Here is a 14,304-nt window from a genome sequence, read left to right as displayed (position 1 = left end):
ATTCCTCATAATCAGGCGGTCCACGGCGAATCGTCGTCACCCTGCGGTTGAGGCTTGTCGAGCTTGATGGTAACCCCAACGGTTTCTTTGTAAACGACACCAACCAGGTTGAAGATCAGTGGCACCACAAAAATCAACGGCAGAAAGAACATAAACGAACTGAGTATTACCAGCCCGGTGACCACAAATAGCAACAAAATGAACTGTGGTAATTTGTAATGCACAATTCGTAGCGAATAATAAATGGCATTCAATGGCGTGATGCCGCGTTCCACCACCAGCGGTAACGCGTAAGCAAATACCACGCTAAAATAAATCTGCGCAAGGACACTTAGCCCCCAGTGCAACTGGCCGGTCAGGATTAAACCGAGTTGAGTGATGATACTGGTGGCCAGTAACGTTGCAATCAGCGGGCCTGCGCGCGAAAAGCCGTCAAAGATGTCGGCGGCTTTGGTCGGAATATCCACGCTGTGACGGATACCCATTAAAATCAACCCACCCCAGAACGGCGCGCCCACAGCCGAGCCAATCAGTGATAAGATCATCAATGCGTTCTGGGAAACCGGTTGCCCTGCCTGTTGCGGCACGACTTGATCGACCCATTGCTCAGGCAGCACACTAAAGGCCACCAGGGTCAGTACCAATAAAATGCCCAGAAACGCCAAAAAACCGAGGAACAGCGAAACCCAGTGGCTCCGTGTAGCGGCCAACGTGTAGCGGAAAATTTCGCCAAGGTTCAGTGCATACTGACCGCGTAGTGCGTCAGTGAGGTTGCCACCGATGATCATTTGCTGTTGTTCGTCGTTATTTGTTTGCATGGGTTACCATAGTACTTGAAACAAGAACCCCCTATAGTAGAGGATCTTCCCCCTCGTTCACAATCAAAAGGAAACCTTGATGCAACGACGTCACGCAAAACGTACTTCGCGTCCACGCCCGGCAAACCCGAAGCTGGTGTTGTTTAACAAGCCCTACGGTGTGCTCTCGCAGTTTTCCGGCGAAGCCGGAGATGCCACGCTAAAAGACTGGGTGCCGCACAAGGACGTTTACCCTGCAGGACGCCTCGATAAAGACAGCGAAGGGCTGATGCTGTTAACCAATGACGGCGTTTATCAGGCGCGCTTGTCAAATCCGAAATACAAGGTCTGGAAGACCTACTGGGTGCAGGTTGAGGGTGAACCGACCACCGAACAGCTGCGGCAGTTGCAACAAGGCGTTGAACTCAACGACGGTAAAACCAAACCGGCAGAAGCCTTTGTCATGGACGAACCACACGCCTTATGGCCGCGTAATCCACCGGTGCGGGAGCGCAAAAGTGTGCCCGACAGCTGGCTTTGCATCAAAATCCGCGAAGGCAAAAACCGTCAGGTACGACGGATGACGGCACACGTTGGGTTACCAACGCTACGCTTGATTCGCGCCCAAATCGGTCCTTATAAACTGGCCGGATTAGCCCCCGGAGAATGGCGCGAAGAGCCGCCAGTGTGGTAGAATGCGCGCCCAATAGCTTAAGTAACCGAATAGGTAGTGTGATCGAATGAGTGACGTCGCCACGAAGCCCGTAACTAACAATGCCAACAAGAAAGTCATCGTCGGAATGTCCGGCGGTGTGGATTCGTCCGTATCAGCCTACTTGCTGTTGCAGCAGGGCTTCCAGGTTGAAGGCTTGTTTATGAAAAACTGGGAAGAAGACGACTCGGACGAATACTGTGCCGCAGCAGAGGATCTCGCTGACGCCGAAAAAGTTTGCGAAACCCTGGGCATTGAGCTGCACACGGTCAATTTCGCGGCGGAATACTGGGACAATGTGTTCGAACATTTCCTCGACGAGTATAAAGCCGGGCGCACTCCCAACCCGGACATTATGTGCAACAAAGAAATTAAGTTTAAAGCGTTTCTGGAGTTTGCCGCAGAAGCCCTGGGGGCCGATTACATTGCGACCGGCCACTATGTCCGCCGTGCCTATGACGGCAAGCAGTGGCAATTACTGCGTGGCGTTGATAACAACAAAGATCAGAGTTATTTCCTCTATACGCTGAGCCACGAACACGTCGCTCAGACCCTGTTCCCGGTCGGCGAACTGGAAAAACCCGAAGTTCGCCGGATCGCCGAGCAGCAGGGTTTGGTTACCGCCGGTAAAAAAGACTCTACCGGGATTTGTTTTATCGGTGAACGGAAATTTAAAGACTTTTTGCAGCAGTACCTGCCGGCGCAGCCAGGAACCATTGAATCGGTTGATGGCGAAGAGCTTGGTCAACACGAAGGACTGATGTACCACACCATTGGTCAGCGTAAAGGGCTGCACATCGGCGGCTTGGCCGATGCGTCTGACGATCCTTGGTATGTGGTGGATAAAGACATTGAGCGAAACGTATTAATCGTCGCTCAGGGTAAGCATCATCCGCGTTTGTATTCAAAAGGACTGGTTGCCGGCCAATTGCACTGGATTGATCGTAAGCCACTACAACAGCCATTACGTTGCGCGGTGAAAACGCGTTATCGGCAGCAGGACATTCCCTGCCAGGTGACGCCATTGGGTGACGACCAGGTTGAAGTGATTTTTGATGAGCCGGTAGCGGCGGTAACCCCGGGTCAGTCGGCGGTCTTCTACCTTGATGAGGTTTGCCTTGGCGGCGGTATTATCGAACAACGTTTGACCGACTTTGAGGTCAAGCTATGAATGATTGGCAACAACGGGTACTGGCGCTGTCGGGCATGGCGCTGAGTGCGGCCGCGGTACAACAATTGGCGCGTTCCGGTCAGGTGCTGCACGATACCGTTACCGACACGCTGATCAACAGTGTGCTGAACCTGGAACCGGAATCCACGCTGGCCGTTTACGGTTCGCTGGAAGCCATGCGCCCCGGCTTTAATACGCTGTTGCAGCAAATGGGCAACGGCACGCAAAAAGACCTTGAATTAACGCGTTATATGGTCGGCATGATCCACCTTTCGCGACGTCTGTTGAACGATAAAAAGGCCTTGGCCGAACTCGGCCGGCAGTTAGAGCAAGTCAGCCGCCAGTACCATGAGTTTGGTTTCGAACGTTATCGTATTCTGCAAAGTCTGGCGTCGATTTATCGCGAGCTCATCAGCCCGCTGGGACAACCCATCCGCATCAACGGCAATCCGACACATTTAAAAAATGAAGCGAATCAGCATCATATTCGGGCGTTGTTACTCGCGGGTGTGCGCAGTGCCGTACTGTGGCAACAAGTGGGCGGCAAACGCCGGCACTTTTTATTTTCGCGCAAACGTATGCTGGATACCGCAAAGCAGTTATTGCAGTCCGCCTGAAGCGTGCACAATTTATTGATACTTTAATTAACTACTATTGACCTCTGGAGAACATCAACATGCTGCCTTTTTCAACCCTAACCGCCCTATCACCGGTCGACGGTCGCTATGCCAGCAAAGTAGAAGCGTTACGTCCTATTTTTAGTGAGTATGGTTTGATTAAGTTCCGTGTCACTGTTGAAGTTCGCTGGTTGCAGCAACTGGCAGAGGTTAACGGTATTGATGAAGTGCCGGCGCTGAGCGCTGAGGCTATGCAAGTATTGGATGACATCGTTAATAACTTTAGTGTTGAAGACGCTGAGCGGGTGAAAACCATTGAGCGTACCACCAACCATGACGTTAAAGCGGTTGAGTACCTGTTAAAAGAAAAAGTCGCTGACCACAGCGAGTTGGCCAAGATCTCTGAGTTCATTCATTTTGCCTGTACCTCAGAAGACATCAACAACTTGTCTCATGGCCTGATGCTGGCAACCGCCCGTGATGAGGTTTTGGTGCCACTGATGCAGGAACTGGTCGATACGGTTAAAGCCAAAGCCAAAGAATACAAGTCGGTTGCGATGATGGCGCGTACGCATGGCCAGCCGGCAACACCAACCACCATGGGTAAAGAGTTTGCCAATGTCGCCATTCGCCTGCAGCGCCAGTTAGAGCAAGTTAAAGCGGTTCGTCTGATGGGCAAAATTAATGGCGCGGTCGGTAACTACAATGCGCACCTTGCCGCCTACCCTAACGTCGACTGGCATCAGGTGTCAGAGCAATTCGTCCGTTCGCTGGGTCTGGATTGGAACGCCTATACCACACAGATTGAACCGCACGACTACGTGGCTGAGCTGTTTGATGCGGTATCGCGCTTTAACACCGTACTGATCGACTTTGACCGTGATCTCTGGGGCTACATCGCGCTCAACCACTTTAAACAAAAAACCGTCGCCGGCGAAGTCGGTTCTTCGACCATGCCACATAAAGTAAACCCGATTGATTTTGAAAACTCTGAAGGCAACCTGGGTATCGCCAATGCGGTCATGTCACACCTGGCGCAAAAGCTGCCGATCTCGCGCTGGCAGCGCGATCTGACCGACTCAACAGTGTTGCGTAATCTGGGTGTCGGTATCGCCCACGCGGTCATCGCTTATCATGCCAGCCTAAAAGGGCTGAGCAAACTGGAAGTTAACGCCGACGTATTGAGTAAAGAGCTGGACGCGAATTGGGAATTGCTGGCAGAGCCGGTGCAGACGGTAATGCGTCGCTACGGCATTGAAAAGCCTTACGAAAAACTGAAAGAACTGACCCGTGGTAAACGGATTACGCCAAGTGACCTGGCGGCCTTTATCGACGCGCTGGAACTGCCGCAGGCGGCCAAAGATGAAATGAAAGCGTTAACGCCGGCAACCTATATCGGCCGTGCTGAAGCCTTCGTGGATGAATTGTCGTGAAATTGAACGCCGACGTTTTTAACCGAGCCGAATTTCTTAGCGGCACCTGGCAGCAGCAACCGCGGTTGCTGCGTGCCGGTTTTCCGGCCTTTGAAGACCCGGTCGAAGCAGAAATTCTGGCCGGTCTGGCAATGGAAGACGGTGTCGACTCACGCATTGTGCAATGCCGTTATGATGCCGATGGCAAGCCCACCGACTGGCACGTAGAGCACGGTCCGTTCAGCGATTACGAAAGCTACGGTGAAAACAACTGGACCTTGCTGGTGCAGTCGGTCAATGAATGGTTGCCGCAAGTCGGTTCATTGCTCAGTGCGTTTGAATTTTTACCGGAATGGCGTCTCGACGACGTGATGGTCAGTTTTTCCTGCGAAGGCGGTGGTGTCGGGCCTCACCTTGATCAGTATGATGTGTTCATCATTCAGGGCAGCGGACGCCGGCGTTGGCGTGTCGGGCAGCGGCAGGCCATGACCAGCTATCAACCGTGTACCGATCTGACGCTGGTGGAAGAGCCGTTCGACGCGGTGATTGATGAAGTGCTGGAACCTGGCGATGTGCTCTATATCCCGGCCGGTTGCCCTCATGACGGCGTAGCGCTGGAGCCAAGCTTAAACTATTCGGTTGGCTTTCGCGCCCCGTCGCAAGCGGAGTGGTTATTGCAACTTGGCGATCAGGCCCTGCAGCACGATGTGCTCAACCGGCGCTATCAGGATCCACAACTGCAGCCTGACACCGCAACACACGAAGTCAGCGACACTCAGTTAGCACAGTGTAAGCAGTTGTTGGCGGATGCGTTACAGGGCAACGGTGCCGATGACCTGCTGATGCGCATCATGTCCCAAAGCAAACGTGAGTTGGTCGAGCCGGAACTGCCCTACGTGGCTGAACAAATTCCTGAGTTGTTGCAGCAACAAGGGGCTATCATTGCCCGCGCTCCCGGTGCACGTTGGTTGTACAGCGCCTCCTTGCAGTCCTATTACAGCGGCGGCGAACGCTTTCAACTGAACCGCGCGATTCAGCCACTGGCTGAGGCTCTGGCGAGTTTACGTCAGGAAGCAGCAGCCGAGCCATGGTTAGCCTTGGTTAATAACGACAACGCGTGTCAGTTGCTAGCCGACTTATTGAATTTAGGCACTTTTGTGCTTTTTTTGGAGACCGATTAGCAGTTTACGTTAACTGTAAACAAGAGTTGCTAAACAGGCGTTTGAATTCGTTTTTTTATTTCGTGGATTAAGTAGCGCAGACCCTGTCTTGATGGTAATGTGCGCGCAATTTCGAGAACCAATGAGGAAGGAAATTCATGTCTCTATTCGAGCATCCTGAATTTGATCATCATGAAGAAGTGGCATTTTGCCATGACGAAGAATCTGGCCTGAAGGCCATCATCGCTGTTCATGATACAACGCTCGGCCCAAGCCTTGGTGGTACACGGCTTTGGAATTACAGCTCATCAGCCGAAGCATTAACCGACGTATTGCGTTTGTCACGCGGTATGACCTACAAAAGTGCCATGGCCGGTTTGCCGCTGGGTGGCGGTAAAGCCGTTATTATTGGTGACGCAAAAACCATCAAGAGCGAGCAGCTGTTCCGTGCGTATGGCCGTTTCATCAATAGCCTGGGTGGTAAATACATCACTGCGGAAGACGTCAACATCCGCACCAGCGATATTGACATTGTGGCACAGGAAACTCAGCACGTTGCCGGTACCGCGGATAAAGCCGGTGACCCTTCCCCACACACCGCACTGGGCACCTATTTAGGTCTTAAAGCCGCGGCCAAGCATCGCTTGGGCAGTGAAGATCTGAATGGCGTTAAAATCGCGGTTCAGGGTCTGGGTGCAGTTGGTTATGACTTTGCCAAGTACTGTCGCGAAGACGGCGCTGAGCTGATCGTTACCGACATCAACGAAGAAGCACTGGAGCGCGCGAAGAACGAATTGGGCGCAACCGTTGTCGGCTTAGATGAAATCTACTCGGTTGACGCTGACATTTATGCGCCATGCGCGCTGGGTGCGACCATCAACGATGAAACACTGAAGCAATTGAAGTGCAAAATCATTGCCGGTAGTGCGAACAACCAGTTGGCCAATCCTAAGCATGACAAGATGGTCAAAGACATGGGCATTCTTTACGCACCGGATTATGTCATTAATGCCGGCGGCGTTATCCACGTTTGTTCAGAAGCGGCTAACATGTCGTTGGAAGAGACCGACAAACGGGTACGTGATATCTACAATACCCTGGATAAGCTATTTACCCGTGCTAAAGAAGAAGATCGTCCGACCGGAGAACTGGCTGACGAAATGGCGCGCGAAATCATCGCTAACGCCAAAAAGTAAACGGTGTTACTCGCGTGCTAGTCAAAGCACGCGAGTACAACTTCCAGCGGGTGCCTCACCCGCTTGTTTTCCATCCGTTTAACCTGTGAACGACAGGAAAACCCGGTGGCGACAATGCCGCTGGTTCCGTACGCATCAATCGCCTGTTGCCAGCCCATTTGATACAGCGCCTTGCTGTCCTGCTGATGTTGTTTTTCGTGGCCAAAGGTACCGGCCATACCGCAACAACCAACGTTCACTACATCCAGTTGCAGACCAAACGCCCGAAACAGCTGTTGCCAGTGTTTCGCTGACTCCGGAATAAAACTCTGCTCTGTACAATGTAACAGTAATCCATAGGTGCGGTTGGTGGTCTCCGCCATCGGTGACAGTGGCTTACCTTCAAACCACTCAACCACCGTTTTCACTTGCAGCTTAGCCGCGATCTCATCGCCCAGAGCCTGCCGGTATTCGTCGCGGAATACCAGTGCCGTTGAACTGTCGACGCCGACCAATTCAATGCCACGTTCACATAACGGCAGCAGTTGCTCAGCCACGGTTGCCGCCGTTTGTTTAAACTCACTGAGATAGCCTTTTACGTGTTGCGCTTTACCATGGCCTTTAAACGGCAACAACACCGGCGTGTAGCCCAGTCGTTTAACCACCATCGCAAAGGCTTCGACCACACCCGCCTCATAGAAACTGGTAAACGGGTCCTGCACAATAACGACAAAGTTTTCGCGTTCGGCGTCATCACAGGCCAAAATGTCGCTCGTATCCATGCTCGGCAATTGCAGCTTTCGCCAGCGTTGCGACAGACTGGGTACTGAAAACTCCGGCGTATCGACGTAACCGACCACTGATTCCAGTACCGTTCGCGACACCGAGTTATTAGTCAGCGCGTTGCTTAGACGCGGCGCCTTAGCCCCCCAGCGTGCGGTGGTTTCCACATTTTTAACCAGCCAGTCTTTTAGCGGCCTGGCGTAGCGACTGTAATAATGTTCTAAAAAGCGCGCTCGGAATGTCGGTACGTCAACGCTGACCGGGCATTGGTTGGTACAGGCTTTACACGCCAGGCATTTATCCATCGACGCCCGCACCTCGTGACTGAAGTCGTCGCGGTGCAACCAACGATTGAGCATTTTCTTCGGCCACGGCAGTGGCTGTTGCGGTGACTGCGCCGCATCGAAGCCTGCCGCTGCCCCCAGTCGCAACCATTCGCGCATCAATGACGAACGCCCTTTCGGAGAATAGCGGCGATCACCACTGACTTTATAGCTCGGGCACATAACCGCACTGGTGTCGTAGTTAAAACAAAGCCCGTTACCATTACAGTCCATGGCATTGCGGAAGCTGTCGCGGGTCGCTACCGGAATTTGCCGGTCATAATAACCGCGCTTAGTTGCATCAACGGACACCAATTGGTGTTCGCCTTCAAGCGGTGTGCAGATTTTTCCCGGATTCAGTTGGTTGTTGGGGTCGACGGCCGTTTTTATCTTGCGTAATTCGGTAAATAATTGCTCACCAAAAAACGCCGGCGCGTATTCCGAACGATAACCTTTACCGTGTTCACCCCACATTAACCCGCCGTATTTTGCGGTTAAGGCGGCCACCTTGTCACTGATTTCGCGCAGCACCTTTTCGTCATTGGGTTCGGTTAAATCCAGTGCCGGGCGTACGTGCAGCACCCCGGCATCGGCATGACCGAACATGCCATAGTGCAAACCGGCGTTATCCAGTAACTGGCGGAATTCCATGATAAAATCGGCCAGCTTTTCCGGCGGCACTGCGGTATCTTCAGCAAAGGCTACGGGCTTACGACGACCTTTGGTAGCCCCCAGCAATCCGACCGATTTCTTGCGCATGGCGTAAATGGTTTGAATGCTTGGCAGGTCGTCACAGATTTGATACCCGATCACACCTTTTGCGTCTTTGCTGTTGATCAGCTTATCCAGCCGTTCACACAACGACGAAACTTTACTGCGGTTTTCCTCTTCGTCGGTACTGGCAAACTCCACCATGTTAATACCGTTCATGGTGTGCCCTTCGACATCGGTCAGCAACGGTTCAACCGAATGCCAGATGATGTCTTCACGGGCCAGGTTGAGCACTTTACTGTCGATGGTTTCAACCGAGGTGGCATTGGCCTGCACCAAAAACGGCGCGTTATTCAGAGCCGCCTGAAAATCGCTGTATTTAACATTAACTAAGGTACGGTATTTCGGGATTGGGGTGATGTTAAGTTTGGCTTCTGCGACAAAACCCAGGGTGCCCTCAGAGCCAGCGATCAGCCGTGAAACATCCAGGGTGTTGTGCTCAGGATCATAGGTGTGCTTGAGATCATAGCCGGTTAAAAAGCGGTTTAACGGTGGAAACTTGGCGTCGATATCATCACGAAAGCCAACGCAGGTATCCAGAGCCTGACGATACAAGCGTCCTACCACGGTCGCTTTTTCACTGATGGCTTGTGCCTGCTGCAGCGATACCGGACCACTTTCCAGCTTTTCGCCACCCATTAACACGGTACTCAACGCAAGAATGTGATCACTGGTTTTCCCGTACACCAGTGAACCTTGCCCAGAGGCATCGGTGTTGATCATGCCACCTAAGGTGGCACGATTACTGGTCGATAAATCCGGTGAAAAGAAATAACCGTAGGGGCGCAGTGCGTCGTTCAGTTGATCTTTCACCACACCGGCCTGCACACGAACCCAGCCCTGCTCCACGTTCACTTCGAGTACGCGGTTCATGTGACGACTGAGATCGACCACCAAGCCGGGCGTTAACGATTGGCCGTTCGTGCCGGTGCCGCCGCCACGTGGCGAAAATTGCACGTCCGCAAAGCGTTGCTCGGCCGCCAGCGAGGTGATGATCTGCAGATCAATGACGCTCTTGGGATAAAGCACGCCCTGCGGTAGCTGCTGATAAACACTGTTATCGGTGGCGGCAATAAGCCGCCCCGAATAACTGACATCCACATCTCCGCTGTAACTGGTTTTTGCAAGCGCCTGTAAAAACGTTTGGTACACTTGCGGTAAGCCGCGTTCGGCGACCAGCTTAGGAAGTTGCGTCATGTTCGTGTGTTATCCTCGTGTTCAGTCAATCGTAACAAGTTATAGGTTTTCAGCCAGGTACATCCAGGTTTCAACCACGGTATCAGGGTTCAGTGACACCGAGTCGATGCCGTGCTCGACCAACCACGCCGCCAAATCAGGATGATCGGATGGCCCCTGACCACAAATACCCACGTATTTGCCACGTTTTTTAGCGGTGGTGATGGCCATCGCCAACAACCGTTTAACCGCCTCATTTCGTTCGTCAAACAGGTGCGCGATGACGCCGGAGTCGCGATCCAGACCGAGGGTTAGCTGAGTTAAATCGTTTGAACCAATGGAGAAACCATCAAAGATATCGAGGAACTCGTCGGCTAACAACGCGTTTGACGGCAATTCACACATCATGATGACGCGCAGACCGTTTTCACCCTGTTTAAGCCCCTGCTCTTCGAGCAGCTCAATCACTTTACGGCCTTCTTCCAGCGTACGTACGAATGGGATCATGATTTCGACGTTGGTCAGTCCCATGTCGTTACGAACCCGTTTAATCGCCTCACATTCAAGCGCGAAACAGTCGCGGAATTCTTCTGAGATATAACGTGAGGCACCGCGGAAACCCAGCATGGGGTTTTCTTCGTCCGGTTCATACTGACTGCCGCCGATCAGGTTAGCGTACTCGTTCGACTTAAAGTCACTCATACGCACGATAACCCGTTCCGGAGAAAACGCCGCACCCAAGGTGGCGATGCCCTCGGCCAACTTGGCAATGTAGTATTCACGCGGGCTGGAGTAGCCGGCGATCATGCCACGGATGGTTGCCTGTAGCTCTTCGCTTTGCTCGTCAAAATTAAGCAACGCTTTAGGGTGTACGCCAATCATGCGGTTGATGATGAATTCCAGTCGCGCCAAACCAATACCGGCGTGCGGTAAACGGGCAAAATCAAAGGCGCGATCCGGGTTACCGACGTTCATCATAATTTTCATCGGCAAGTTTGGCATTTTATCCACGGCGGTAGAGGTGACATCAAACTCCAGTTCGCCATCGTAGATGTAGCCGGTGTCGCCTTCGGCACAAGAAACCGTTACTTTGCGGCCGTTGCTGATCAGCTCATCGGCATTACCACAGCCGACCACCGCCGGAATGCCCAATTCGCGGGCAATGATGGCGGCGTGACACGTACGGCCACCGCGGTTGGTTACAATGGCGGCTGCACGCTTCATGATCGGTTCCCAATCCGGGTCGGTCATGTCGGTAACCAGTACGTCACCCGGTTGCACTTTATCCATCTCGCTGATGTCGTTAAGCACTTTCGCGACACCGGAGCCAATGCGTTGACCGATGGCGCGGCCTTCACAAATGACGTCACTTTTGTTTTTCAGCGCAAAACGCTCGATGGCCTGACCTTTCTGATTGGAACGGACCGTTTCCGGACGTGCCTGGACGATGTAGAGCTTGCCATCAACGCCGTCTTTGGCCCATTCGATGTCCATCGGACGGCCGTAATGTTGTTCGATAATGACCGCCTGGCGCGCCAGTTCTTCGACTTCCTCGTCGCTCACCGAGAAGGTCATGGATTTCGCCGGCTCGATATCTTCGATCAGTGTTTGCTTACCGTGGTCACGATCCTCAGAAAACACCATTTGGATCTGCTTGCTGCCAAGGTTACGGCGTAATACCGCCGGCCGCCCCGCTTTCAGCGTTGGCTTATGAACATAAAATTCGTCGGGGTTAACCGCCCCTTGCACCACCATCTCGCCTAAACCGAACGAAGACGTGATAAAGACCACGTCCTCAAAGCCGGATTCAGTATCAATGGTAAACATGACGCCCGATGACGCGATATCACTGCGCACCATCCGTTGTACCCCGGCTGATAATGCCACACCACGGTGGTCGTAGCCCTGGTGCACACGATACGAAATGGCGCGGTCATTAAACAATGACGCAAAAACGTGTTTTATCGCTTCCATTACCGCGTCAAGACCGCGCACGTTGAGGAAGGTTTCCTGCTGACCGGCAAAGGAGGCATCCGGCATGTCTTCGGCGGTAGCGGAACTGCGTACCGCAAAGCTGAATTCGTCGTTGTCTTCGCTGAGTTCTGAGAAGGCGGTTTTTATGGCTTGTTCAAATTCAGGCTGGAATGGTGTGTCGATAATCCACTGACGGATTTGCTGACCGGCTTTGCTCAATTCATTGACGTCATCGACATCGAGGGTATCGAGGAGTTGATGGATTTTATCGTTAAGCCCACTTTGCTCAAGAAACTGATTATAGGCGTCTGCGGTGGTGGCAAAACCACCCGGGACTTCAACTCCGGCGCCGGCTAGGTTGCTGATCATTTCGCCTAAGGAGGCATTCTTTCCGCCTACCCGATTAACGTCCTGCATGCCGAGTTGCTGGTACCACAATACGTATTCTTGCACGTCACTGTCCTCAAATTTTTGTCGATGGAGGTGAAAGTGCTCAGCATTTTACACTTTGCAGCACAACAAGTTAATATCTGTCCACACATTATTAAAATAAGAACTGTAAATATGCGCACCGCGTTTTATATCTCTGATGGCACCGCATTAACCGCGGAGGCCTTTGGTCATGCTTTGTTATCGATGTTTCCGGTTGAGTTTCAACACAAAACGCTACCCTTTGTCGATACTCAGGATAAAGCTGAAAAAGTCTGCCGCCAAATCCGTCAGTCGCTGAAGGAAAACGGTGAACCACCGCTGATTTTTCATACTTTTGTAAACGAAAAATTGAAAACTAAGATCACCAACTGCGGCGGTATATCCTACGATTTCCTGGAGCAATTTAAGGGCTCAGTAGAACAGGAATTGAAGGTAAAAGCTGAGCCGAAAACGCACCGTACTCACGGGGTACATAAAAATTATAATTTTCGCGTCGATGCCATTAACTACGCGCTGGATAACGACGATGGGAAACGCCTTAATCAGCTTGATGAGGCAGACATCATTTTGGTTGGCGTGTCACGTACCGGTAAGACACCGACCAGTTTGTATCTGGCCCTGCAGTACGGCATCAAGGCGGCAAATTATCCGCTCACCGAAGACGACGATTTCGAACACCTGGATTTACCCAAGGAACTGAAGCAACAGCGCCACAAGCTGTTTGGACTAACGCTGAATGCACAACGCTTGCATGAAATTCGCAGTCAGCGTCGGCATGGTAGCCAGTACGCATCGATGCAACAATGTCGGTTTGAATTACAGGAAGTGGAAAAGCTGTATCGCCGCGAGGCCATACCGTTTATCAATTCGACGCATTTTTCAGTGGAAGAAATTGCCGCTAAGATTTTAGCCAAAACCAATCTGCAACGGCGCCGTTATTAACGACGCCATTGCCGAATGGCTGACCTACATATTTAGGCGGCGTTGGTGCTTTCGAAGATTTTGTCGGCGGACGCTGCCACAAAACCACTGTACAGCTTGCCGTCTTCAACTTCGTAACGTTTCGCAAACTCGTAAAAACACGATGGAATTTCAACGGTTTGATCGGAAAACGCCACAGGATGACGGTTGGCCATGGTCGAGGACTGCTCTAAATAAACCTCAGGTGAGCCTTTAATCTCACCGCCTGAGGTATTCAGCGTAAAGCCGGCCTGTTTCAGTGTTTCATTAACCTGCTCGAGCGAATCAAAGCCAGGCAGGTAATTAACGCTAACGGTAAAATGGTTGGCGCAGAAACCAAACGCCGACATCCACGCTGCGTATTCACTCTCTTCCAGCAGCTCCAGATAATCGGCGTGGCTGACCTGCCAGTGCGTTCCTGAATACAAAAAGTCGTCTTTGCTGACTGCGTCCGCGTCAACCTGTGCCACCATGGCCTTAACTTTTTGCTGCAGGCTGTCGCTGAACTCTGCGGTCATCAGCTCGCTGATAAACACTTTTGGCAGCGTCGGATCGTCGTGCTCATAATGCTTGGCGCGAAGCTTTTTCTCTTCAAAGTGATAATCGCCACCTTCTTTATAGCCTAACGCTAAAAAGTGTTGAGCCAAGGCTTCCAACCGCACCGGCGCAATGTCAAAGGTACGGAAAGCAACGTGATCGTTAACGATCGGATGACCTTTACCCAACACTTCATGCACTTTTGGTGCTGATGGCGTACGCGAAATATAGTCTTGCCATAAACGCTCAAATAATTGCTCAACTTGCTGAGACATGACAATAAGATCCTTTACAACTGTAATGA

Annotated in this window: 11 protein-coding genes; 7 read left to right on the top strand and 4 right to left on the bottom strand. The window is 52.0% G+C overall.

Annotated elements, in window-relative coordinates:
* Positions 1-11: 11 nt before the first annotated feature.
* On the bottom strand, positions 12-818 hold the full coding sequence (locus tag CWE23_RS09205) for a DUF2189 domain-containing protein (protein WP_105306424.1): 807 nt from the start codon (positions 816-818) through the stop codon (positions 12-14).
* Positions 819-897: 79 nt separating this feature from the next.
* On the opposite strand from CWE23_RS09205, the gene CWE23_RS09200 reads away from it, so the two are divergent.
* The 6 genes from CWE23_RS09200 to CWE23_RS09175 all read left to right on the top strand — a co-directional run bounded on the left by CWE23_RS09200 (position 898) and on the right by CWE23_RS09175 (position 7,065).
* A complete protein-coding gene (locus CWE23_RS09200) occupies positions 898-1,491 on the top strand; it encodes a pseudouridine synthase (RefSeq protein ID WP_105306425.1) in 594 nt (197 codons plus the stop codon).
* Between the two features lie 46 nt (positions 1,492-1,537).
* A complete protein-coding gene (gene mnmA / locus CWE23_RS09195; RefSeq protein WP_105306426.1) occupies positions 1,538-2,680 on the top strand; it encodes a tRNA 2-thiouridine(34) synthase MnmA in 1,143 nt (380 codons plus the stop codon).
* Positions 2,677-3,297, top strand: coding sequence for a high frequency lysogenization protein HflD (gene hflD, locus CWE23_RS09190; RefSeq protein WP_105306427.1), 621 nt, complete (start codon positions 2,677-2,679; stop codon positions 3,295-3,297). Before mnmA ends, hflD begins: the two co-directional genes overlap by 4 nt.
* Positions 3,298-3,359: 62 nt before the next feature.
* Positions 3,360-4,730 (top strand): adenylosuccinate lyase, encoded by a 1,371-nt coding sequence (gene purB / locus CWE23_RS09185; protein WP_105307725.1) that lies wholly within the window; start codon positions 3,360-3,362, stop codon positions 4,728-4,730.
* Positions 4,727-5,890 (top strand): cupin domain-containing protein, encoded by a 1,164-nt coding sequence (locus CWE23_RS09180; RefSeq protein WP_126820066.1) that lies wholly within the window; start codon positions 4,727-4,729, stop codon positions 5,888-5,890. Before purB ends, CWE23_RS09180 begins: the two co-directional genes overlap by 4 nt.
* 137 nt (positions 5,891-6,027) lie before the next feature.
* Positions 6,028-7,065 (top strand): Glu/Leu/Phe/Val family dehydrogenase, encoded by a 1,038-nt coding sequence (locus CWE23_RS09175; protein ID WP_105306429.1) that lies wholly within the window; start codon positions 6,028-6,030, stop codon positions 7,063-7,065.
* A 17-nt stretch (positions 7,066-7,082) separates the two neighbouring features.
* Here the strand turns inward: CWE23_RS09175 and ydiJ are convergent, their stop codons facing one another.
* Both ydiJ and ppsA read right to left on the bottom strand, forming a co-directional pair.
* Positions 7,083-10,118, bottom strand: a complete 3,036-nt coding sequence (gene ydiJ / locus CWE23_RS09170; protein WP_105306430.1) for a D-2-hydroxyglutarate dehydrogenase YdiJ — start codon at positions 10,116-10,118, stop codon at positions 7,083-7,085.
* Between the two features lie 39 nt (positions 10,119-10,157).
* Positions 10,158-12,524 (bottom strand): phosphoenolpyruvate synthase, encoded by a 2,367-nt coding sequence (gene ppsA, locus CWE23_RS09165; RefSeq protein ID WP_126820065.1) that lies wholly within the window; start codon positions 12,522-12,524, stop codon positions 10,158-10,160.
* 111 nt (positions 12,525-12,635) lie between these two features.
* Here ppsA and ppsR point away from each other — a divergent pair, with 111 nt between their 5' ends.
* On the top strand, positions 12,636-13,445 hold the full coding sequence (gene ppsR / locus CWE23_RS09160) for a posphoenolpyruvate synthetase regulatory kinase/phosphorylase PpsR (protein WP_126820064.1): 810 nt from the start codon (positions 12,636-12,638) through the stop codon (positions 13,443-13,445).
* A gap of 32 nt (positions 13,446-13,477) precedes the next feature.
* Here ppsR and CWE23_RS09155 read toward each other — a convergent pair whose 3' ends face one another.
* Complete coding sequence (locus CWE23_RS09155; RefSeq protein ID WP_105306433.1) at positions 13,478-14,275, bottom strand: DUF1338 domain-containing protein; 798 nt, start codon at positions 14,273-14,275, stop codon at positions 13,478-13,480.
* Positions 14,276-14,304 lie beyond the last annotated feature (29 nt).

It is taken from the genome of Idiomarina aquatica (assembly GCF_003987185.1).
In the GTDB taxonomy this organism is placed as follows: domain Bacteria; phylum Pseudomonadota; class Gammaproteobacteria; order Enterobacterales; family Alteromonadaceae; genus Idiomarina; species Idiomarina aquatica.
This window is presented reverse-complemented; position numbering and strand designations above follow the sequence as displayed.